Below are 22,475 nucleotides of genomic sequence, written 5' to 3'. Positions count from 1 at the left end.
TGAAAGGAAGAGAGTAACCAATATAGCATACAGAGGTGTGACTGATGACCGAACTGATTCTGGAAGTGGATCGTGTGACGAAGCGAATAGGTAATAAGACTCTTATTCAAGAGACGTCCTTTAAATTGGAAAAAGGTATGATCTACGGATTTATAGGTCCTAATGGAGCAGGAAAAACAACATTAATGCGATTAATGACAGGGCTTATCCAGCCAACAAGCGGAGCGATTCGCATTGGGACATATGATGTGCAAAAGCAGAGAAAACAGGCACTAGCTAATGTAGGGGCGATTATAGAATCCCCCATCTTTTTTGAGTATATGACCGGAAGGCAGGTGCTTCGAAATTTATCTCGATTGCACTCTGAAATTCGCTCAGCAGATCGAGAAAAGCACATCGATCAGTTGCTCCAGAGTGTGGAATTGCAGTCCCGAGCAGATGATAAAGTGAAGACTTATTCGTTAGGGATGAAGCAACGATTAGGTATCGCGCAAGCTATGTTAGGGTCCCCCGACCTGCTGCTTTTGGATGAGCCATCCAATGGACTTGATCCGCTAGGTATGCGGGAACTTCGTAATCTGATCCTCCGGCTGAGGGAATCACGAGGTTTATCATTCTTCGTATCCAGCCACCTTCTAGATGAGCTGCAACTCATGTGTGACCATCTCATTGTTATTCGAGCAGGGGTGGTCATATGGACGGGGAATGTGAATGATTTGATTGTGGATGGTCAGAGGCTAGAAGACGCATTCTTGGAGTTGATGTTGTCATGAAAGTGTTAATCAGGATTGAATTCGAGAAGTTGATCCATCAGAAATGGGCATGGTTCATATTAGTTTCTTGCATTCCGTTTGCTTATGCATTGATAACATATTTTGTGTGGGTTGATCAGCGACATCTACCTGATAGCCCATTCTATGTAGCTGCGAGCATGTCGGCATCGAGAGGGATGAAAGAAAGTATATATTTATTTGGGAATTTAATGGTCGCGCTGTTGGCTGGTCTCTTATACACAGAAGAGTTTCAGGGTGGTAAATTGCGAATGTTTTTTTTAAGAAGCTATTCTCGGGGTCAAATCTTTGTTAGCAAATGGATGATAATGAATTTATTCATCCTGTTGATGATGGTTATTTTAGGCGTATCGTTCACGATTTTTGGCGTAATGAAACTTCCATCTCCCCCAGAGGTAATGATATCAGGGAATAGGATTCCTTCCACAAATGTTGCAATACTATTCTATACTTTGAAACAATATGCACTTGATTTCGCTACATTGATCGGGGGGGGCGGTTTGTTTATTTGGATTGCCATGTACTGTAGGACTGCGGCCCGTACAATTGGTATTGCGATGATCTATATCATTATATCAATATTTGCTACAAGTATTTTCGATCCGGGAAGTCCTTTAATAACGGAAAATGCATTCTTGCTTGCCTTGATTTATGCAGGGTTAATTCCAGGTATGCAGATTGTTGGTGTGGAGAAGGCATTGACGGGCGATGAATATGCACAAATTTCAATAGCCGTGGGTTTAGTTATTTACTTTTTCGTATGTATTGTAGCTGCTCGGAGAAAATTTACGAGAGCAGATTATTTAAATTAGGAGTGTTGGCGTGTGAACACTGGCTTGTGGATCAGTGAACTGGAACGGATATGGAAGGGGAAGCGGATTCGAGCGTTTGGATGCGTTTATCTACTCGCTCTATTGATCGATATTGGATTCTTACGTCTAACAGGCGGTATTAAAATTGACCTAAGCTCGTGGTTTTCGGTTGATGCACTAAATCTGCCGGTATTCATTATGAAGGATATGTCGTTCTTGTTGCAATTGTTTGTGTTGCCGGGCTTATTTGTAGAGTCGCTTGCTGATGAGATACATTCGGGTGCGTATCGCATATATATGTTACGTTCGTTCGATCGCTATCAGCACTGGCTAGTTAAATTACTTACACAGATCGTTTTGATTGTCTCGTTTATCTTTGGGACAACGCTGGTCTCGCTAGCGTGTGGATGGTTGTTCTTTTCTCATCCGCAATCGACAGTGGTGTACTTAGTGCCAGAATCGATTGGATATGGCAATGTGTTGTGGCTAACGATCCAATACGATCTCCTTCTTGTACTGACTAGCATTGCGGTGCTTGTGATATGCAGTGTTTTTTCTATCCTTATCACACGAGTTTCAATTGTGTATGCATGCACCATTTTAGGGTTGCTTGGCAGTTATGTCATCGTCTCTGAACTTCGTTTTCTGCATGATCCGTTTGTCAGTATTTTGAGAGTACTTTGCGGACAAGGAAGTATGATCTTCTGGGTGTACTTAACCGGGATTGTTGTGATATGTCCAATCATCAGTTTCTGGATTTGGAGTAAGAGAGGAATGTAAAAGCACGCATTATTGTTGATACAGATAAAACCCACATAGTCTTTCGTAGCAACCCGGGAGTGAAACCAATCAAATGAAAAGAAGAAGCCCCAAAGAAAGGAAGACAGAAAAAAGTTAATCCGCAGCTTGTTTTAGGGTGTAGTAAAGGTGAATGAATAGATTGGACACATAGAATTGAGAAGATTACGCCGCGGGACGGTACACACGTTCGCATTGGTTGGGCGTTAAGTACCCGATGGCAGAATGAATTTGTTTGCCATTATAGAAGCAGGTAATATACACGAATATGCTCTTCTTGGCTTGTACACGCGTTATCGTAGTAATTGTCTTTGCGGCTCATGCTGCTTTTCATCCCGTATTTCTGCAATCGTGCTTGGTATTCCAGGAAAGCATACTGGCTACCACGATCTGAATAGTGGAGAACTTCGCCGCGCGGTCCAGCACGTTTTCATGTACGGGTAAGTTAGGCTTAGAGTTCGTAGTTGCTTTATACTTCTTGATGGTTCGCGATTTCAAGCAAAGCCCAGTTCTTTCATGATGCGTGCAACGGTTTTTCCCGTCACATAAACGCCTTGCTGCTCTAGCGCTTCCTTTATTTTTCGGCTACCGTAAAGGCGACACGAATCCAAGAAGATTCGGCGTATGCGTTGCTCGAGCTCCTTCCGTTTTTTCTTACGCAGGGTTTCCTTGCCCTTGTTCTTTACCCCTTCATAATAATTGCTTCGTGAAACCTTAAATACAGATACATCTTCACGACACGGAGCTTGAAGCGGTGATTGTGGATGAAAGAAAAGATTAGCGCTGGTCTTTTGCGAAGTAGTGCTAAGACTTCGTTTTCCTCCTGCAGTTCACGGATCTGCTTTTGCAGACCGCGCATAGCCTGATCTGCGGGCGACAAATTCCCGCTGCCTGGGAAAGCCTGTTTTCCATGCTGTACATATTCAGCTTTCCAGCGATATAACGTGTTCGTGCTGATGCCAAGCTCGCGGGCTACCTGCGCCACCGACTTACTCTCTTCATCATCTGTACGGTTTGGATTTTAAATTCTTTGTCGTAGTTCTTAGTCATATCGCTCACCTCGAATGCTGATTTTTTTATTTTCGCATTCTCGGTTCTCCATGTCCACTTTCTACTCTAGTAGCATTTAACCAATGCACCGTAGTTTGGATGTGAGCAGTGTGGTGATGCGGTACGACTAGTGACTTTACCGTTGATGAGATTGACTTGCTCATCAATTCAGCATAGCCGATTTAGAATAATAATACTCATAATTTAACATGGAGATCACTTTGCCCTGTTCGTGGGGAAGAGGTGAATATTCTTCATTTTTGGTAATAAACATTTTTTATATATTTGCCATTTTATTATAGTCATACTGATCATCCTTCTATTTGATTCAACGCTGTTACGTGCTTTCAAAATTTAGGATTATAAAAGATTTCGGGTATGTGTCGAATGTAAAGAGGTCTGAAAGTATTTAGGCTCTAAAAGTACTCCCTAAATCTTTTTTTTAGTCCACTATAATTAGGAGGAAACATGACGAAAGAACCCAATATTTATCGTGCACTCGATTTTTTTATGATTCGTACGCCTGTTTTGCCATTCAATTTGTTTATACAGTGTTTTCCTTCCGATTGGAAAGACCAAGAAGAGCTTAAGCGTTATTCGCTAAATAAACTTGTCGAATTATCCAATGACCCGATCATTCGCGAAGCGATTGCGGTAGCGAGCCCGAGCTTGCTCGAGTCACTTTCTCATCTTGGTAATGACCAGAATGCACGAAAGAAAGCGCAGGCTATCAAAGGTTTCATGCGCTATCTGCTCCGCATGATGACGCGTCCCACACCATTTGGCCTGTTTTCCGGTGTGACTTACGGGCAATTCGCCGAACAGTCGCAGATGAACATAGAAGGCATCGCTACGTATCGCAAACGCGTGCGACCAGATATGGAATGGTTGTTAAAGATTGTTGATAAGATCGAGAAACAACGTGAAGTTGTGGTTCAGTTTCGTATTCAGCGCAACTCTCTTATCTACCGTCAAGGCGAACGAGCAAAGATTCCTTACGTAGCGAGATATGGCGATCTCGGCGTCGGAGAAAGTGATAGCGTATCCGTACGAGCCTCTGCAGTATTCGATCTGGTGATGGAAGCTAGTATGAATCCAATTCCGTACCTAGAACTCGTATCCCGGATTAAGAGTGCTTTCATGGAGGCAGAATTAGATACGATTCATCATTACATTTGGCAGCTTTTTGAACAAGAATTCTTAATTTCGGAATTGCGACCTCCGACGACGAGTATAGAGCCCTTCGATCATATCTTGTCTGTGTTGGATCGGGTAGAGGGTATAGATGAATGGAAGGTTGCTCTCAATGAAATTCGTCGGAATATTCGCTCTTATAATAGCCGATCAATTGGGCAGGGCGAGGAGCAACTACTTCAGTTGCGACAGATGATGAATGCTTTGGCGGAGGTGAAGACGACGGTACAGGTTGACTTGTCCTTGGAAGACCGTTCCGTGACCTTGCCCTCTCAGGTTCGTGAGGATGTTGAGAAAGTTGCACATTTGTTTAGTCGAATTTCTACGCGTAAGTACCGACACCTGGAGGAATACTGCAATGAATTCCTAGAGAAATACGGTCCGTATCGAGAGATACCAATTCTGGAGTTGCTGGATGAGGAGATTGGGCTAGGGGCACCGGCCACCTATCAAAATCCGAGCAGCGTTCATAGGCAGTTGAAGAATCCGAGTGTGCCATTCAGTACGAAGTGTGAACAATTACTCTTCAAATGGTTCGTCTCGTGTATGCATCAGGGTGAACAAGAGATTGTTCTCACGAACGAAAGGATTCAACAGATCTTGGAGGATGAATCTGATAAAACCACCAGTGAGTTAATTCCTACTCCGTCAATGGAACTCTACTTTTTAATGGTTGTGCAGGATCGGGAAGCGCTCAATCGCGGAGAGTACACGTTAGTACTTGGACCGAATCCTGGATCGAGTGGCGCGGGGAAAACGTTCGGACGATTTATTGATTTAATGGGTGTCTCGTTTAAAAACATGTTCAATGAGATTCATGAGGAAGAGCAACGCCTATCACCAGGTAAACTACTTGCAGAGATTTCGTACTTACCCAGTGCAGCCAGATCGACGAATGTCGTTCTCACGGAAAATTTTCGCACTTATGAAATCGGAATTGGCACGAATCACACTGTACCAGAGGATCAACAGATTCTTGTGTCCGATCTGATGGTTGGGGTGCGAGACGATAAGTTTTATTTGAAGTCACGCAAGCACAATTGCGAAGTGATCCCGACAGCGGGGCATATGCTGAACTACCAGGGTGCACCGAATGTGTACCGGTTTTTGGTGGAAGTTAGTCAGGAAGGATATCGACAATGGTCGACATTAGAATGGGGAGTAATGGATCAATCCCCCTTTACTCCGCGTTTAAGGTATGGGAACATCGTGTTAAGTCCAGCGACATGGCGTATACAATTGAGTGGCAAGACATCTGAGCGCGAGAGCGAGGAGCAATTGGCGCTTCTGGTTAGGGAATTCAGTATACAGTGGAAAGTACCTCGGTATGTGTATATGACCCAATTCGATAATCGTATCTTGTTCGATATGGAGCATTCTCTGCATGTGGAGGAGATCTGCAAAGACTTGAAATCAAATGGTCAAGTGACGCTGATCGAGCATATAGGGGGATTCGAGGATATGCCGATCCAGCGGAGCGATGGGCGCCTGACGGCGGAATTTGTCTTCCCACTCGTTAGACGCACGGAAGAGATGGATCTGACCCAAGCGGAAGTGGCGGTAAGTAAGGAGACAGAAATCTCTCGCCTGACTGTTGTTGATGCATCGCAGCGTGTGCAGTTGCCGGGTGGATCGTGGTTCTATGCCAAGTTCTATGGGATAGACAGTCGCCAAGATGAATTCATTGGTCGTCAGTGGGGAGATTTTGTTCAGAAATGCCGTGAGGCAGGTGTAATTGAACAAGCGTATTTCATTCGTTACTCCGATCCAACTCGTCATATTCGGGTACGGTTCAACATGCCAAGCGGTAATGACATATCTTCGTTCATCCCAATCTTCCATGAATGGACGACTATGTTACTTCAAGATGGAATGATAAATAAGGTTGTTGTGGATACGTATGAACCAGAGATCGAACGATATGGTGGACCTGAGCTTATGCGATTAGCGGAACGTATGTTTGCTTGTGACAGCGATGTCACAGCGAATTTGGTTCGGCTGCTTCGATTTAAGCAGATACAGCTAAGTCAGGAGGTCGTGGCGGTGTGTAGTGTAATACAATACATGACTCAGTTTGGTTACAACGAGCAGAAGGTTTACGAGCTCCTCAATGAGCGCTTCGATGTAAAAGAATATCTGGATGACTTCCGTAATGAACGGCGTTTATTCCTGCAGTTGTTAGGGAGGGATTCATCCGAATTAATATCATTGCATCAAGAAGGTAAGCTGATTCATCAGATTGGTCAGCACAGGGAAGAGGCTGTCAAGTGTTATCAGCAAGCACTTCTTGAGCATGAGCGGCAGGGCACTCTTATGAACAACAAAGACGATATCCTATTCAGTGTGATTCATATGTACTTAAACCGCTTGATTGGGATTGATCGAGATAAAGAACGTAAGGTAATGATTATGGCTCGTCATGCCCTTAATAGCTTGTTGCAATATTGGAGGAAGAGCCAATGAACTTTATTTGGAAGGGATGTCAGCATGAATTAGCTTCACTCTGGAAGACGGTTCGACACGGGCTGCAACTCTTCCAATTGATTTTCCATATGAATAAACAGTATATGATTCCAAGTATGATACTACACATCATTCAAGGCGCTGTGCCTGTGATGACATTAATGGTTACACAGAATTTGTTGAATAGTGTTTCCGTGGGATGGAAAGAAGGGGAATATTGGGTACTTTCTCAATTTGTTTGGTTCATCGTCATCTATGTTTTGAAGAATTTCATCGACGTCGCTCAAAGCTATGTGGAGGGTAATCTTCAGGCGGTCATTTCCAATTCGATGAATGTCATGATCTGCGAGAAATCAACCACGTTGGGATTGGCCGATTTTGAGAATGCTTCGATTAATGACCAATTAAAAAGGGTTTCACAAGAAGCCACTTATCGCCCCTATCAATTGTATAGCCAGATGGCTGGCATAGCTTCTGGACTCATTACACTTATTTCATCTGCTATCTTACTTGTTCTGTGGAAATGGTGGGTGGTGCTCGTGATTCTCATGATATCAACGGTTTCTATCTATTCGATTTTCAAAATCAATCGAGAACAGTTCCAAATCTACTTGGATCGCACTCCGCAGAATCGAGAATCGTGGTACATGACGTATCTATTAACAAACGATAGCACATTTAAGGAAGTGAAAATATTCCAATTGGGTTCTTACTTGTTAAACCGATACCGCGATTTGTTGCACGGCTTCTTCCTTGTGGATCGTCGCATATTGTTGAAGCGAATTCGAGTTACTTTTCTGTACGATATGCTAGAAATGGTGGCTTTGTTCTGGCTAATTGGGCTTGTAATTCACGAGACATTTATAGGAGCGATGATGATCGGGAGTTTGTATGGGTATATCCAAGCGATTATGCTCACGCAGAACCAGACGAAGGGGGTTATTCAGGGGCTTGTCCAGTTCTCACAGAACAATCTTTACATGGAGCAATTGCTCTTGTTCTTGCAATTGCCCACGTCAGATCCTGTTCATCGACAGAAACAGTTTCCCAATGCAACAGAACTATCGTGTGACGCAAATGCAAGTATCCAGATTACACAGATTTCGTTCGATCAGGTATCTTTCGCTTATCCAGGACAAGATTCGGATACGATTCGAGAAGTGGATGTGACATTCAAGAAGGGGCAGACTGTGGCTATTGTAGGGAAGAATGGTTCGGGTAAGTCCACACTCGTGAAGCTGTTAATGCAATTGTACACGGATTATCGTGGTACCATCCAAGTCAATGGCCGAAATGTTCTCGACTACGATCTGCAACAAGTCCAAGAACGCATGGGGGTTGTGTTTCAAGATTTTGTTCACTATGAAATGTCGGCTCGCCATAATATTGGCTTCGGCTCATTGGCTGAGCTCGAACAAGATGAGCGATTGATGGATGCAGCCAAAGTTGCAGCTATTGACCAAATGATTGCGAATTTGCCAAGCGGTCTCGATACACAACTTGGCAAATGGTTCGATGAAGGACATCAACTTTCGGGGGGACAGTGGCAACGTATTGCAATTGCAAGAGCCATTCTGCGAAGTGCGGATGTATATGTTCTAGACGAGCCGAGCTCGTTCTTGGATCCATTGGCTGAACGGGACTTACTGCAATTGTTCATACATTTAATGAGAGATACGATAGGGATTTTCATTACACATCGTATCTCGTCTGCGCGTCTAGCGGATCAGATTTTAGTCATGGAGGACGGCCGGATTATTGAGCAGGGATCGCATGCTGAATTGATGCGTTTAGGTGGGGTATATGCGCAGATGTATCAAGTGCAAGCAAGTTCATTTGCAGAAGAAGTTGGGGTGAATTAGAAGGAGATGATTGAGGGTGAAAGCGGCAAGTGCGGTATCAACACAATGGATCCCCTTAAAAGGGGAAGTTAGAAAGCAAGTAGCACAAGTGTTGCAGGCGATTGTGCAGCGTTATAAGGATCCTGATCAGGTACGTGCCCAGATGAAGCAAGTTCCTGGGCAAGTGATTGAAGGGAAACAGGTAGCACGATGGTCAGACACAAGCTTCTCGGGTGGATTTACAGGTATTTGTGTATTAATGGGACAACTTGATCAGTTATATCCTGATGAAGGTTGGGATATGGTAGGGCATAGTTACCTGCAAAAGATTCAACAGGTAATCGAACAGCAAGGTATTCATACTCTATCTTTATACAGTGGGTTAGCGGGTATTTTGATAGGCGTCCGTGCTCTGTCACGAAAGAATACGCGCTACCAAGGCATGCTAGATACACTGGCTAGTTGGTTCGAGGAAGCCGTGTTAAATTATGTAGAGATATGCAAAAACCAGTGGGAAGAAGGGCAATTGCGTATTAGTCAGTACGATACAATCGAAGGTTTGACAGGAATTGGACGAGTTGTGTTGGCTTTCTCAGATCGACCGCAGATGAAGATCATCTGGCAACGGATTGTTGAAGTATTCCATGTCTTCTGTGGGGAAAAAGATTATCTAGGACATCGGATCCCTGCTTGGCATATCCCGTCTGCGAATCAGTTCCTCGAACATGAAAAGGTGCAGTATCCAAATGGGAATTTTAACGTAGGTCTATCCCATGGTATCTCAGGACCGCTGGCTTTTCTGAGTCTATCGCAATTGCAGGGCATGACAACAGAAGCGATGCGTGCAGATCTACGGCGGCTCACCGAGTGGACATGTCGATGGCGAGTGAGCGGTGAAGCGGGAACGTTCTGGCCGGGGCGAGTCGCTGTTGAAGAGGTACTTCAGGGTGAATTGCATCCGAGCAGTATCCGAGACCCGTGGGACTCCTGGTGCTATGGGGTGCCTGGGATTGCACGATCCATCTGGCTAGCTGGGCAAGCGATGGATAATCAGGAATGGAGCGCAATTGGATTGCAGGCGTATGTAGAGATAGAGAATCGCATCCAGACTATGGGTGGACTCACCGCCTCTACCTTGTGCCACGGTGTAGGGGGACTGCTTCATATGATTCAACGTATGTATTCGGATACGGGTCATGTGACGCTTGGCGTGATGCGTGATGAACTAGTTGTGGCTGTGCTGGATAAGTATGCGGCAGAGTCGAAGTTTGGTTATTATGATGAACATTTTGTGAATGGCAAGTATGAGCAAGTGGATGAAGCGGGCTTTTTGACGGGTGCCGCGGGCGTGGCACTTGTGCTAGCTTCTTTGCTTTACGAGGAAAGCCCGGATTGGGATATGGCTTTGTTGATACGATAGGTTAACACCATACCACCGAACACCGCCGGGACTGATGACAGAAGGGTCTGAGGAAAAAATCTTCAGACCCTTTATCCATGGGTATTTCACAAACGATGTGATTCTTCATTGGTCTGGCTAGAGCTTCAAGCATTCGTAGAATGTTGAGGGACAACGTCGAAAAGAGGCAGTATGAGCAGTCAGCTCGTTCCCCCGTCGTTTTTCAAACCGGGGAAAGTCACTTCGGTAAATATCTTCTGCTTAGCTTCATCCGCCGCGGCCAAGTTATACGTGGGTTTGGTGTGATTGAGTCCAAGTCGGTGCACCATTTTAGAAATACCACGCAGAGAATAGGGATGACCAAACTCCCGCTTGATGTATTCGCCAATAAGAGATAGAGCCCAACAATATTTTTTCAGAAATCCGACTTCGTGTGGAACCGCGTAGTCACTTGTAGTTCGACTACTTATTTGTAGACCGTTCGTTCCGTTCTGTCGATGATTTCTGAGATCTCTTGTGCATTCTTTTCTTTCAAATGCTGATAAATGTCTTGATAATGCTCGAACATACGCCTATCTTTCTCCTTTTTCATCAAAGCTTCAATTTCAATAAATCCTTGTGTCTGTTCCACATTTTCACCGTCGCTTTTATGACTTTATAGTTATTTCGGGTTATTCGTAGTTTAGCGTGGGTCACGTAAATCTATAAAAATCGGACAAGGGAATCGTGTTCGGTGAGATGAGCGGGTTGTGGCTCCAAACTGATCGCGGTTCTCTTTTGTTTTAAATCTCGCCTGTCTTCAGTTTAAGTCTGCCAGCGATCAAATAAATCGTCGTCTTCAGGTTTTTGAGCGACCTGTAGCCGTGTGCCCGTCGTTTGGCACATTGAATAAGACCGTTAATGACCTCCATAATACCGTTTGTTATTTTCGATGTAAACCACTTTAAGATCCCTGTTGCATGCTGACGAATCGTTTTCGCGGATTTCACCATATCAGGGATTTGATTATGTGTCGCCCAAAAATACCAGCTATCCAAGAACACTTTCGCTTTCTCAGGCGTTTCCTGCTTCCACAACTTCGAAAATGTGAGCTTCAAGTGTTACGCTTTTGCCGTTTTCAGATCTTCATCCTTGAGACTCTTTGCTTGTTTTATAGTTTGAAGACAAACCCTAGTCTGATGAGCGAAGAAATCAACGGCCGTAAATACCACGAGGTAATCTGCGTAATGGGCTTTTGGTATCTTAAATAGAATGCCTAACAAGAAGAAGAGTAAAAGGAGCGGAACGGCCTGCGTCTACCGTCTCTGCTCTTTTTTCGTATTATTAGGTCAGCCAGAAACTTCTGGTCGGCCTTTTTTTTGGCTCCAGAGCATGGAGATTACCGATAATTTAATTGAACTGCTCATTCAGATTGTTCACTGTATCGGCGTTCGGGCTGAACGATAGGTTGAGAAGGAAATTCTGAACGACCTGCGGAAAGTGGGCAATAAGTACGGTATCTTATTTAACCTAGCACAATCTGCCGTCAATAATCCGGATGGAATTGTACAGGATGTGATCTTTCCAATCGTCAACGAGCAAACATTGAGGGATCTAGTAAAAGAGTTCAAGCATACAGGCCCGGCTTATCGCGAGAAAGTTCATACGATTATCCGTGCTTCCTATGGGAGCCATTATCCCCGCATGGTTCCTGAGATATTGGGTATCCTGGACTTCCGCTCCAATAACGAGGTTCATCAGCCAGTAATCCTCGCGCTGGAACTGGTCAAAAGGTATTCAGATACAGGCCAACACTATTTACCCCTGTTGGAAGATGTCCCGATTGATGGAGTCATACGTAACGTTAATAGAGAAATCATTGTAGAGAAAGACGAGAAAGGGCAGAGCGCATAAATCGTATGAATTATGAGATCAGTGTTTTGCAAGCATTAAGAGATAAGCTTCGCTGTAAGGAAATATGGGCGGTCGGTGCGAACCGATATCGGAACCCGGATGATGACTTATCTACCGATTTTGAGGAACGACGTGAAGAAAACTACAAGGCCCTAAAGCAATCTTTGGACGCCCATGTCTTTATTGAAATGCTGAAACAAGCTATGAAAGATGGATTGGAGAAAATGGATCGCGGGCTATCCAAAAACGAAAAAGTTCGAATTACAGAGAAAGGGAATGGTTGGATCAGTTTATCACCTTTAGAACCACAAACAGAACCCGTTAATTTATCCCGTGTAAAGTCAGAGTTACTACGACCTGATACTTCCCCAATTTTGAAAACAAAAAAATCCTTTTAATTTGTAATTTCCCTTATCACATTCCTCGCCAAACGTACTTTCTCTGGACTCGACTTTTTGAGCATCGTAATAATTTCTATAATATCTTCATCAGACTCCACAATTTTGGGGTCCTCGCTTACATATGAAAACAACTGAACTAAGTTTACGTCTAGTGCTTTTGCAATTTTAGCTACATTTATCAAAGAAACATTCTTTTCTCCACGTTCGATCTGTCCAATGTATGTAAAATGAAATCCACCTTTTTCCCCAAGAGCTTCTTGTGAGAGACCTTTTTCTTTGCGTAACACTCTTATTCTAGCCCCAACTAGCTTTAGTACTTCTTTGTCCTGCATTTATCTACACCCCTTCATACTAAAAAGTGTAGTCAAGATTTTCTTGGGTAAACATGAGATTAAGAATCGTATATTCAGCATTGATTATATCTATAAGTATTATTTTAGAGTATAATAAGACTAATATTGAAATTCTCTGGAGGAATAGATATGAAAGAAGCTCCTTCTACCTTTATTCCAAGTTCCACTCAACCGTCCAGACCCTCACAACACCTACATAATTCAATAACCGATTTCCACACTCTATCCCAATACCACATGAAACTAGCCCGAATTCTGCACAAGCACAACCAACTCCAATGTTGCATTATCCTAAGTGACTGGGCGTTAACCTCCATGTTAAAAGCTCTATATATGAAAGAAAACAACAGCCTTTTCCCTCCCGGATTCCTGTCTATGACTGATCTGCTGCACTTATTACATACCGAAACCAACCCGGGATTGGATGTTGTTGTATTTATAGGTACCACTCAATTTCTTTCATCCCAGTTAGAAACCCCGCTCCTTCAAAAAATGAAGTACAAGGATGTGAGCAGGTTACTGCGAAGAACGGACGACATTCTCTGCCAGTTGTCATCCCGAGTGATTAGCGATCCATCCGAGACGTATCAGTCCATTTTCTGAATAGCCCTTCCATGGCAAATAAACTTGCCAATTCGCCCTGTCGTAATCCGCTTTTCTTCATACGATAAGAGTAAGCTTTAACGCAAGGAGGGATTCAGACATGGGTGAAGTAGGTTACGGTGGAGCATGGACATCCACAGGAGCGATTTTGGTATTGTTCATTTTGTTGGTGATTATTACTAAGTCTTTTCTGATCTAACAGCAGGTTAGATCGCTTAAATCCACAAATCGGCCTTCTTTCACGACATCGTGAGGGAGGGCTTTTTTATGCAGAATGGGTGTTAGCCCAACATGTTGTCTGGCCCTGCAAGCATTGTTATACTTTACATACAGGGAGATTTTCCCTCAAGTATATGGCAATACGGATAGCGTAAGACGTGGGAAAACAGAAATTGGCTGACCAAAATCAGGAGGATCACATGATGAATACGGCAAGCAGTCCATTTCAATTTACAACAGATACGGCGACTCTTTGCCTATTTGATACGCAAGCTCTTAAGCATCGTTTGGACGATGATCCGGATTGGTGGTCCATTGAAGAGGACGAGCTGGGCGAGTTGAACAAAGGAAATGTAGCTTTTTTGAATCTGGGAGCCGACGGGACCTATGAGGTTGTGATGACAGATCATATTGACAAGCCTGCTGTACGGCTGTTTTTGAAGGTTCCCTCAGGCAACCTGTTTATTGGAGCAGGGGAGGAAGCCACAAGTGGTGGACTGGAGCCTGAATGTGTATGGGGAGGGACGTTCCTTTCTGTGCAACCCGGACTTTATGAATGCTTGGCGAGCAGAGAAGACAATCGTATTTATCTTTCTTTAAAAAAAGGAAGCGAAGGCACCAATAGCTTTACGGGTCTGATTCGATTGTAGGTTGCAGGATCAACCCGTAATGGCCCATACAAGCCACCTGAACAGGTGGAAGCAGGAACAACCGGAACCGGGGGAAAATGGAAAAAGGGATATCCCCACGGCTTACACATCCGTGAAGACAGCCCTTTATCCGTCTATTGATACTTTACAATAATGGCATTGCTGATTTGGCGGCCGGGTGTGGTGAGGTAGGAGCCGTTGTAATACAGCCCGCTGGAAGCACCGCCGTCCAGATTCATGGCCTGATAAGCTCCGGCCTGTTTCATCATTTGGGCGAGCTGCGGTATAGTCGCTCCGCTTGTGGTCAGGAGGATCAGCTTATGATCCCGACTCATTCCTATTGCGCTGCGGGCGCCGCCGCCTGTTAATATTTTTGGGTCCTTGAAGCCTTCGGCTTTGACATTTAGGGAAACCTGTCCATTTGTGACCAGACGAGGCCCAGCTTGCAGGGCACCTTCGACGTTACCTTGGCTTAACCGTTGTTCAAAGGCAGAACCTGACACCAGTTCAGCTAAATGGTTCGCATCGTAGGTGAAGACCGTCCGTTGGTCGCCGGAGCTTTTTTTCAACATCTTTCCGTGACTGACCAGGTAGCCGTAAGGCGTTTTGTAGGAGCTTTTGGTATAGGCGTCAAAGAATGTACCATTTATGGCTACAACCGCTTGATTACGTTTGGCGAGACTGCTTAAGTCTTCCACTTTGCCGATAGTATTGCCTGCCAGAGCCACATCCAGGCTTACCTTGGGATGGAGCATAGAGATGGTGACCACCTTAGCGGAAAAGGTACGAGATCCGACCTTGAAGCTTTTATGAGCCGTCGTAATGGGTGTAGTATTTCCGGGTAGCTTACCGGTAAGTACCGGAAGCGTGACGGACGTTGTACCCTGCTTAATGCGTACAGCTGAGGTTTCCTTTTGCCATGAGACTTGCAGGTTTAGATATTGGCTGATGAACTGCAAGGGTACATAGGTCGAACCATTATCGGTAAAAGGAGCATTTTGCAAACGGACCGTTTGATCGTTCACTTTGGCAGTAGATTTTCCGGCAAATAGGGTAATCCGAGTATTGCCTTGCGCAATTTCTATTTTTTTGTCCGCTGCCGTCATGTTGAGTGTGATCCCTTCATAGCTGTTCAGGAGACGAAGCGGGATGAAGGAGTGGTTACTCTGGTCCACATAGACCAGCATAGGTGCTGGGGCAGCAGCGTAGATCGGGGATACAAGTAATAGCAAGGACAGGATAACAAGTGCGGTGATTCTTTTCATGAATAGATCAATCTCCTTATGTAGTCTTGACACTTTACGAGGTGCTTGTAATTATATCGGGTTTTATAAGTTGTAAATGTATGTTATGCGAATTTTGAGTGTTTAGCTGATATAGGAAGCGGGAGGTTGGAGATGAGCAGGTATGAGACAAGACTTGAGGATTACCGTCGCAGAGAGCGCCCGTCTTATCGTGTATTTGAAGGATTACAGGAATTGGTGCGTAGCGTGGGGCAACTGCATAATAACTGGTTATATGTGAATGTGGATCAATGGGATCAGGACCCTGTTTACACACCGATTTATTATTGGGATGAGCATTGGCTAGAGGAATGTGCAGAGGAGGGTACAGCCGTAACCAACGAACAGGACGAGTATATTCCCAAGTGGGTGCCGGATCGTCAGGTTCAAACCTGGTTTGAGTTGGCGACCTTCGAAAGTATTGTAGAAGTCCTTAAGGCTGCTGGACAGCCAGTGACGCTTCAGATGGTGATTATGGCGGTAAAATACTATGACAAACGAGATGCCTATCTGGACTATGAAGAGGTGAAGGCAGTGACAGACCTGTGGTCTGTGCTGACAAAGGTGAGAAACCACCTTACATAATGAACAAAGCCTGTAGAACAAACAGGGCATACATACACTGGATGGGGGAAGCAAATGAGTTGGTTGAATCATGAAATGGCAGCAAAGTGGCGACAGGAAGGAAAAAGGTATGCCGCAGATGTGAATGAATTTATCAGAGTCGGCATGGAAAGTGAATGGCAGCAGGAGCAATCAGAGCCAAAGCAGGACGAACGCCCCAAGATGGCTAAAGATATTTTTCGTATGATTCAGGAGGCAAATCAGGCTGGTGAAATGGAGCAGTTACGTCGAGAAATTCCAGCCGCGTCTTGGCCGCTTACACCAGCGTTCGAGGAGGCTTTGCAAGCCGTTAGGCCGATAGCTTTTGTGAATGGAGGCAATGAAATCATTGTACATGCGGGCAATCCTCGGGAACGTGGGACGATCTATGTGACGGGAAAAGATGGAATCTTGCAAATCCCCGGACTGCATCGAGTAGGCTGTTCGCCGGACGGGACTTATTTTGCGTTGGTGGATGGACAGGGGATTCGTATTGTTCGTCAACCGGACCGAAATCTGCAAGGAGAAGAGACAGCACATTTTCAGTGGAAGGATATACAAGGACGCTTAAAAGCATCCATTCCTGATCTGGAGTGCTTGGGAGATGAGGATCATCCTGAGGATATATTAGATGAAGTGATTCCGTTTGGCGACGGACAGCGACTTCTGCTGGTTTGTGGTTACGGCGTTTATTTGCTGGCTGGTGATCAGGTGGATTTGATCCATCCTAAGGCGTCTGAACGAAGAGAACTAGAGCTGGAAGATACGATTGTGGATATGGCACATGGAGCTGTGTCGAGGGATGGACGCTGGATCGCATACGGCAGCCAGATGAGTGAGCATATGCTTATGGATCTGTCCGATAAGACGGTGCATACATTGGAGCCAAGTTCTAGTTATCCGCATTATGCCCTATTTTCCAAAGATGATCTGGACGTCTGGTACAATGCCTGTCATTTCTATAACGGTGCCACCATTCAAGTATCGATTGCTGAGGTGGAGCAGGGTCTTGCTCAGAATAAGGAAGAATGGTCGATAATGAATGAAGAAATGCGAGTATACGCTGCAACAGCGCTGACACAAGGATCTATTTTGGGTGATGCCTACGGTTATCTCCGTCTGATTGACAGGAAGGGTCGTGAACTTTGGCGCTATTTTGTCGGCAGTACGTTATCCGGGCTGGCAGTTACACCTGATGAAGGTATGTTGGCGGTTGGAACGTATGGAGGTATGCTTCATTTGATTGATTTGCAGAGCGGCACGAAGGACGAATATAGCATTGGCACCGCGCCAATTCACGAGACAGCGCGTTGGGTGATCTGGCGGAACTATGAGCCATTGCGCTGGTAATACTAATATTCCGCAAATGGTGATAAAAGCAAGTTCTGATAAGCTGAACTTAAAAAGTGTAGTAACACATGATTACAATGCTATTTTCAGATAGAGGGCATTTGGCATTAACCCATGATGCAAAATGTGAATAGAGAGGAAAGAGGTGTGAGGACATGGACAAGAAAGCGGATATTCGTACATCCATGAAGGAACTATTTGCTCAAATGGATGAAGCCTTTTTTATGGATGTGGAAGAAAATGTACCGATTGAAATGCGTGATGGGAATGTCGACGAGGAGGGATGGATCAAATGGAAGCCTCTCCCTTCACAGATTACTGAACAGGAAGTTCGGGAGATGGAGGAAAAATACCATTTTGAGCTGCCGCCCCTGCTGAGGAGTTTTATCATGGCCTACCATTATGTATCTTTACAATTCGATAATGAATCCATTCCGGGAGTATACTGGAGCGATTGTACGTTTGTTGAGTTTCCACGTCTGCCTGTAGGTCAAGGCTTAAAGGCATTTTATGATTTGATTGATCAATGGTCACCTCTGCTATCAGCAGGCTACATTCCTTTTGCAATAGCAGAGGACGACCAGGGCCCCGTTTGTTTAAATGCAGGCAGCAGACATAAGGACGGCGATTATCCTATTGTTTGGTTCTTTCATGAGGACCTACAGCATTTGAATGAGGATGAGCTACGAATCAGGAGTAATCTGCTTCCCCATGTACAGGGGCTGTTTCCATCTTCTGTCGAAATGTTTAACGTGATGTTTAAGCACATTAGACACTAGCGATTTCCTAAAATGTAATTTTACTGCTCAGCCAACCGAGATATTGACATAAAAAATGAGGAATGTTATAAAAAAGGTAGGCTAGCACTCGAATGATGGGAGTGCTAACAAAGTTGAATCGTTTGCATAGCTCATATCTGCTGGCCTTACATAGGTTCATATCTGAAAGGAGATATCCGAATGGAGAAAAAACAGTTTCAGGCTGAGTCCAAGCGTCTGCTAGAAATGATGATTAACTCGATTTACACGCAAAAGGAAATTTTCCTAAGAGAGCTGATCTCCAATGCAAGTGATGCGATTGACAAAATTTATTACAAAGCATTGACGGATGATCAACTGGTCTTTGACAAAGAAAATTATTATATCAAAGTAACGGCCGATAAGGATAATAGAACGCTAACCCTGCGTGATACCGGGATTGGTATGACCAAAGAAGAACTAGAAAATAACCTGGGTGTTATTGCTAAAAGCGGCTCACTGGCATTCAAAAATGAAAATGAATCCAAGGATGGTCATGATATCATCGGTCAATTCGGCGTCGGCTTCTATTCAGCTTTTATGGTAGCCGATGTGGTTACAGTGACTACCAAGGCTTTGGGAAGTGATACTGCTTATAAATGGGAATCCACAGGTGCAGACGGGTATACCATTGAAGCAGCTGAGAAGGACGAGGTCGGAACCGAGATTGTTCTGAAAATCAAAGCAAACACCGAAGATGAGTCCTACGACGAATATTTGGACGAGTATCGTTTAAAAGCACTGATTAAAAAATACTCCGACTTTATCCGCTATCCGATTAAAATGGATATTACAGGCAAGCGTCTGAAAGAGGGAAGCGACAACGAATTCGAGGATTACGAAGAAGAACAGCGTATCAACAGCATGGTTCCTATCTGGAGAAAAAACAAAAGCGAGCTGACCGACGAGGATTATCAAAATTTCTATGCGGAAAAACGCTATGGCTACGACAAGCCGCTCCAGCATATCCACGTCAGCGCGGACGGCGCGGTAGTGTACCAAGCTATTCTGTTTATTCCTGAAAATATCCCGTTTGATTTCTACTCCAAGGAATATGAAAAAGGGCTGGAATTGTATGCCAACGGTGTGCTGATTATGGAAAAATCTCCTGACCTGCTGCCGGATTATTTTAGCTTTGTCAAAGGTATGGTTGACTCCGAAAGCCTGTCACTCAACATTTCCAGAGAAATGCTGCAGCATGACCGTCAGCTGAAGCTGATTGCCAAAAATATCGAAAGCAAAATTAAAGGCCAATTGCTGACCTTGCTCAAAAATGACCGGGAGAAATATGATCAATTCTACAAATCATTTGGCAGACAATTGAAATTTGGTGTCTACAACGATTACGGCAGACATAAAGAAACTCTCCAGGATCTGCTCATGTTCTACTCTTCTACAGAGAAAAAGCAGGTTACTTTGGACGAATACGTATCACGTATGCCAGAGGATCAGAAGTATATTTATTATGCTTCCGGCGAGTCCAACGAGCGTATTGAAAAACTGCCGCAAACCGAAATGGTGGCCGATAAAGGCTACGAAATTCTGTACTTCACCGATGATATTGATGAGTTCGCTATTAAAATGCTCTTAAGCTACAAAGAGAAAGAATTCAAATCTGTATCGAGCGGCGATCTGGGCATTGAGCCTGACGAAAACGAGAAAGAAACAGAAGCAGAACAAAACGACAACAAAGAGCTGTTCGAGTACATGAAGGGCTTGCTGGAAGGCAAGGTATCCAGTGTTAAAGCCTCCAAGCGCTTGAAGACACATCCGGTATGTCTGTCCGCAGACGGCGAAGTGACGATTGAGATGGAGAAAATCTTGAACGCTATGCCTAATAACGCCGATGTCAAAGCGAATAAAGTGCTGGAAATCAACATAAACCATGCGGTGTTCAACTCTTTGAAAGAAGCTTTTGCCGAGGATAAGGAGAAAGTAAACCTCTATACGGCATTACTGTATAATCAGGCTTTGCTGATCGAAGGCTTGCCGCTGCAAGATCCGGTTGAATTCACGAATGATATTTGCAAAATCATGGTTTAAAAAGCTTTACTGTATAGAGCCGTTCCCATACTGGGGGCGGCTTTATTTATCATAAACGCTTCTTAAAGCTCCATAATAGGTCATATAGCGCATACAGAAGAAAGGATGGGCCACACAATGCCGATCATACTCGATACAAAGGAGGGCGATTACATGAGTCTGGATCGAGCCAGCGAGGAACTCCAAAATTTAAACCGAAGTGAGCTTATACAGTTGGTGGAAAAAATCATCAGAGATGAGGGAACAGAAGAGGAAATCGACAGCATGCTGACCATAGTGATGCAAAATACGCCCCATCCGGGGATCAGTAATTTGATCTACTGGGATGATCGTGATTTGAGTGCGGCAGAGATCGTAGATGAGGCATTACGCTATCAGCCCATAATTTTACCCCCACATGAATCTTCTTCATAGGATGCGGAGGGGTGGTCTTTTGTTTAGAAATAAGATAATATTAATTCTTTAGGGCTATGAGCATTATATTCAAAAAAACTTCCGTTAAATGCGTGCTGACTTCCCTGGTATGTATGGGGTAATGTTTGTTTTCTGCACACTTTACGAAGTTTTTATTCCTAATTTTGGGATTTGTAAAGTTTTTGTGACATGCTCCTGTGAATTTTGATACAGCAAATTGTCGTTTTTCTTGATTATTTGGTGGGATGTCTTTATAATCATTTTGTTTGCAAGAATGATTAGCGATTAGCGTATGGAATAAGGAGGTTATTTATTTTGGGAAAAGCATTGATTATTGGCGCCGGTGGCGTGGCCAGCGTTGTGGTGCATAAATGTTGCCAAAACCCAGATGTATTTGAAGAAATTTGTATCGCAAGCAGAACTGTTGAGAAATGCGATGCGCTTAAAGAGAAGCTGGGTGGAGGTCGTACGAAGATACAAACGGCTCAGCTTGATGCTGACAACACCGACATGGTCATTGACTTGATTCGAAGCTTTCAACCGGATGTAGTTATCAATGTGGCTCTCCCTTATCAGGATTTGACGATAATGGATGCTTGCCTTGAGACAGGTGTTCATTACGTTGATACGGCGAACTATGAACCGCCGGATACGCCGAAGTTTGAATACAGCTGGCAATGGGCCTACAAAGAAAGATTCGAAAAAGCAGGAATTACAGCTCTGCTGGGCAGCGGTTTTGATCCAGGCGTAACTGGAGTATTTACGGCTTATGCTCAAAAGCACTACTTTGATGAAATTCATACGATTGATATTGTGGATGCGAATGCAGGGGACCACGGATATCCTTTCGCAACTAATTTTAATCCGGAAATCAATATTCGTGAAATTACGGCGAAGGGCCGTTACTTTGAAAACGGAGAATGGATTGAAACTGAGCCACTTTCTGAGAAAAAGGTGTACGACCTTCCTGAAATTGGACCGAAAAATATATATCTTTTGTACCATGAAGAACTGGAATCTCTTGCAGTGAATATTAAAGGCGTGAAAAAAATCCGCTTCTGGATGACGTTCTCGGACAATTATCTGAATCATCTGAATGTACTTCAAAACGTAGGCATGACTTCTATCGAGCCTATTGATTACGAAGGACAACAAATCATTCCACTGCAATTCCTGAAAGCTATTTTGCCAGACCCGGCTTCTCTGGGACCAAGAACAAAAGGCAAAACGAACATTGGTTGCATCATCCAAGGTGTGAAAGATGGAAAACCAAAAACGTATTATGTTTACAATGTTTGTGATCATGAGGAATGTTATGCAGAGGTTGGCTCTCAAGCCATTTCTTACACAACTGGTGTTCCTGCCATGATCGGCGCAATGCTTATTATCAAAGGTATCTGGAAAAAACCAGGCGTTTACAACGTTGAGGAATTTGATCCAGATCCATTTATGGAAGCACTAAATAAACACGGATTGCCATGGCAAGAGAACTTTACGCCTACGTTGCTTGATTGAGGT

The 22,475-nt window shown here is 44.1% G+C and carries 24 protein-coding genes; 17 read left to right on the top strand and 7 right to left on the bottom strand.

From position 1 onward, the window contains the following. Positions 1-44: 44 nt before the first annotated feature. The 3 genes from NSS66_RS02870 to NSS66_RS02860 are packed head-to-tail and all read left to right on the top strand — an operon-like array spanning position 45 to position 2,383. Positions 45-773 carry an ABC transporter ATP-binding protein gene (locus NSS66_RS02870; RefSeq protein WP_053325120.1) on the top strand — a complete coding sequence of 243 codons (729 nt, stop codon included), beginning with the start codon at positions 45-47 and terminating at the stop codon, positions 771-773. Next, positions 770-1,603 carry an ABC transporter permease gene (locus NSS66_RS02865; protein WP_053325121.1) on the top strand — a complete coding sequence of 278 codons (834 nt, stop codon included), beginning with the start codon at positions 770-772 and terminating at the stop codon, positions 1,601-1,603. The genes NSS66_RS02870 and NSS66_RS02865 overlap by 4 nt, the downstream gene beginning before the upstream one ends. Positions 1,604-1,615: 12 nt before the next feature. Continuing rightward, positions 1,616-2,383 carry a hypothetical protein gene (locus NSS66_RS02860; protein ID WP_053325122.1) on the top strand — a complete coding sequence of 256 codons (768 nt, stop codon included), beginning with the start codon at positions 1,616-1,618 and terminating at the stop codon, positions 2,381-2,383. 183 nt (positions 2,384-2,566) lie between these two features. Here the strand turns inward: NSS66_RS02860 and NSS66_RS26795 are convergent, their stop codons facing one another. The 3 genes from NSS66_RS26795 to NSS66_RS02855 form a co-directional block, all read right to left on the bottom strand. Beyond that, positions 2,567-2,665, bottom strand: coding sequence for a hypothetical protein (locus NSS66_RS26795; protein WP_425325617.1), 99 nt, complete (start codon positions 2,663-2,665; stop codon positions 2,567-2,569). Positions 2,666-2,895: 230 nt separating this feature from the next. Continuing rightward, the gene (locus NSS66_RS26790) at positions 2,896-3,012 is read right to left on the bottom strand and encodes an IS3 family transposase (RefSeq protein WP_209435656.1); all 117 of its coding nucleotides are present in this window, start codon (positions 3,010-3,012) and stop codon (positions 2,896-2,898) included. A gap of 71 nt (positions 3,013-3,083) precedes the next feature. Next, positions 3,084-3,386 carry a transposase gene (locus tag NSS66_RS02855; protein ID WP_445671353.1) on the bottom strand — a complete coding sequence of 101 codons (303 nt, stop codon included), beginning with the start codon at positions 3,384-3,386 and terminating at the stop codon, positions 3,084-3,086. A 533-nt stretch (positions 3,387-3,919) separates the two neighbouring features. On the opposite strand from NSS66_RS02855, the gene NSS66_RS02850 reads away from it, so the two are divergent. The 3 genes from NSS66_RS02850 to NSS66_RS02840 are packed head-to-tail and all read left to right on the top strand — an operon-like array spanning position 3,920 to position 10,369. Further along, positions 3,920-7,108 carry a lantibiotic dehydratase gene (locus tag NSS66_RS02850; RefSeq protein ID WP_340958429.1) on the top strand — a complete coding sequence of 1,063 codons (3,189 nt, stop codon included), beginning with the start codon at positions 3,920-3,922 and terminating at the stop codon, positions 7,106-7,108. Beyond that, positions 7,105-8,970, top strand: a complete 1,866-nt coding sequence (locus NSS66_RS02845; protein WP_053325124.1) for an ABC transporter ATP-binding protein — start codon at positions 7,105-7,107, stop codon at positions 8,968-8,970. Before NSS66_RS02850 ends, NSS66_RS02845 begins: the two co-directional genes overlap by 4 nt. A 16-nt stretch (positions 8,971-8,986) precedes the next feature. Continuing rightward, positions 8,987-10,369 carry a lanthionine synthetase C family protein gene (locus NSS66_RS02840; RefSeq protein WP_053325125.1) on the top strand — a complete coding sequence of 461 codons (1,383 nt, stop codon included), beginning with the start codon at positions 8,987-8,989 and terminating at the stop codon, positions 10,367-10,369. A 179-nt stretch (positions 10,370-10,548) separates the two neighbouring features. Here NSS66_RS02840 and NSS66_RS26785 read toward each other — a convergent pair whose 3' ends face one another. Further along, positions 10,549-10,767: a helix-turn-helix domain-containing protein gene (locus NSS66_RS26785; RefSeq protein ID WP_441952288.1), complete on the bottom strand. Its 219-nt coding sequence runs from the start codon at positions 10,765-10,767 to the stop codon at positions 10,549-10,551. A 363-nt stretch (positions 10,768-11,130) separates the two neighbouring features. Beyond that, complete coding sequence (locus NSS66_RS02835; protein ID WP_340958428.1) at positions 11,131-11,445, bottom strand: transposase; 315 nt, start codon at positions 11,443-11,445, stop codon at positions 11,131-11,133. Between the two features lie 382 nt (positions 11,446-11,827). On the opposite strand from NSS66_RS02835, the gene NSS66_RS02830 reads away from it, so the two are divergent. Both NSS66_RS02830 and NSS66_RS02825 read left to right on the top strand, forming a co-directional pair. Beyond that, positions 11,828-12,241 carry a hypothetical protein gene (locus NSS66_RS02830; protein ID WP_340958427.1) on the top strand — a complete coding sequence of 138 codons (414 nt, stop codon included), beginning with the start codon at positions 11,828-11,830 and terminating at the stop codon, positions 12,239-12,241. Between the two features lie 26 nt (positions 12,242-12,267). Then, positions 12,268-12,639, top strand: a complete 372-nt coding sequence (locus NSS66_RS02825) for a hypothetical protein (RefSeq protein ID WP_340958426.1) — start codon at positions 12,268-12,270, stop codon at positions 12,637-12,639. On the opposite strand, the gene NSS66_RS02820 is transcribed toward NSS66_RS02825, so the two are convergent. Then, positions 12,636-12,974 (bottom strand): helix-turn-helix domain-containing protein, encoded by a 339-nt coding sequence (locus tag NSS66_RS02820; RefSeq protein ID WP_023987960.1) that lies wholly within the window; start codon positions 12,972-12,974, stop codon positions 12,636-12,638. The genes NSS66_RS02825 and NSS66_RS02820 overlap by 4 nt on opposite strands. Positions 12,975-13,370: 396 nt before the next feature. Here NSS66_RS02820 and NSS66_RS02815 point away from each other — a divergent pair, with 396 nt between their 5' ends. The 3 genes from NSS66_RS02815 to NSS66_RS02805 all read left to right on the top strand — a co-directional run bounded on the left by NSS66_RS02815 (position 13,371) and on the right by NSS66_RS02805 (position 14,467). Continuing rightward, positions 13,371-13,598 carry a hypothetical protein gene (locus NSS66_RS02815; RefSeq protein WP_226887705.1) on the top strand — a complete coding sequence of 76 codons (228 nt, stop codon included), beginning with the start codon at positions 13,371-13,373 and terminating at the stop codon, positions 13,596-13,598. Between the two features lie 100 nt (positions 13,599-13,698). Beyond that, entirely contained in the window at positions 13,699-13,797 is a 99-nt protein-coding gene (locus tag NSS66_RS02810; RefSeq protein WP_014599622.1) for a hypothetical protein, read from the top strand. 220 nt (positions 13,798-14,017) lie between these two features. Beyond that, entirely contained in the window at positions 14,018-14,467 is a 450-nt protein-coding gene (locus NSS66_RS02805; protein WP_068940224.1) for a DUF6386 family protein, read from the top strand. A gap of 134 nt (positions 14,468-14,601) precedes the next feature. Here NSS66_RS02805 and NSS66_RS02800 read toward each other — a convergent pair whose 3' ends face one another. Further along, positions 14,602-15,732: a phosphodiester glycosidase family protein gene (locus NSS66_RS02800; RefSeq protein ID WP_279831288.1), complete on the bottom strand. Its 1,131-nt coding sequence runs from the start codon at positions 15,730-15,732 to the stop codon at positions 14,602-14,604. A 132-nt stretch (positions 15,733-15,864) separates the two neighbouring features. On the opposite strand from NSS66_RS02800, the gene NSS66_RS02795 reads away from it, so the two are divergent. The 6 genes from NSS66_RS02795 to NSS66_RS02770 all read left to right on the top strand — a co-directional run bounded on the left by NSS66_RS02795 (position 15,865) and on the right by NSS66_RS02770 (position 22,472). Further along, on the top strand, positions 15,865-16,335 hold the full coding sequence (locus NSS66_RS02795; RefSeq protein ID WP_053325130.1) for a DUF7716 domain-containing protein: 471 nt from the start codon (positions 15,865-15,867) through the stop codon (positions 16,333-16,335). A 54-nt stretch (positions 16,336-16,389) separates the two neighbouring features. After that, positions 16,390-17,703, top strand: coding sequence for a PQQ-binding-like beta-propeller repeat protein (locus NSS66_RS02790; protein ID WP_340958423.1), 1,314 nt, complete (start codon positions 16,390-16,392; stop codon positions 17,701-17,703). 155 nt (positions 17,704-17,858) lie between these two features. Continuing rightward, positions 17,859-18,482: an SMI1/KNR4 family protein gene (locus NSS66_RS02785; RefSeq protein WP_028542861.1), complete on the top strand. Its 624-nt coding sequence runs from the start codon at positions 17,859-17,861 to the stop codon at positions 18,480-18,482. Between the two features lie 180 nt (positions 18,483-18,662). After that, positions 18,663-20,543 (top strand): molecular chaperone HtpG, encoded by a 1,881-nt coding sequence (htpG, locus tag NSS66_RS02780; RefSeq protein WP_023987967.1) that lies wholly within the window; start codon positions 18,663-18,665, stop codon positions 20,541-20,543. Positions 20,544-20,696: 153 nt separating this feature from the next. After that, positions 20,697-20,957, top strand: coding sequence for a bacteriocin immunity protein (locus NSS66_RS02775; protein WP_023987968.1), 261 nt, complete (start codon positions 20,697-20,699; stop codon positions 20,955-20,957). A 315-nt stretch (positions 20,958-21,272) separates the two neighbouring features. Further along, on the top strand, positions 21,273-22,472 hold the full coding sequence (locus NSS66_RS02770; RefSeq protein WP_013309649.1) for a saccharopine dehydrogenase family protein: 1,200 nt from the start codon (positions 21,273-21,275) through the stop codon (positions 22,470-22,472). Positions 22,473-22,475 lie beyond the last annotated feature (3 nt).

The sequence above is a fragment of the Paenibacillus sp. FSL R10-2748 genome (assembly GCF_038005565.1).
GTDB lineage: Bacteria > Bacillota > Bacilli > Paenibacillales > Paenibacillaceae > Paenibacillus > Paenibacillus polymyxa_B.
Note: the sequence above shows the minus strand (reverse complement) of the source record. Positions and strands in the feature narration are given on the sequence as shown.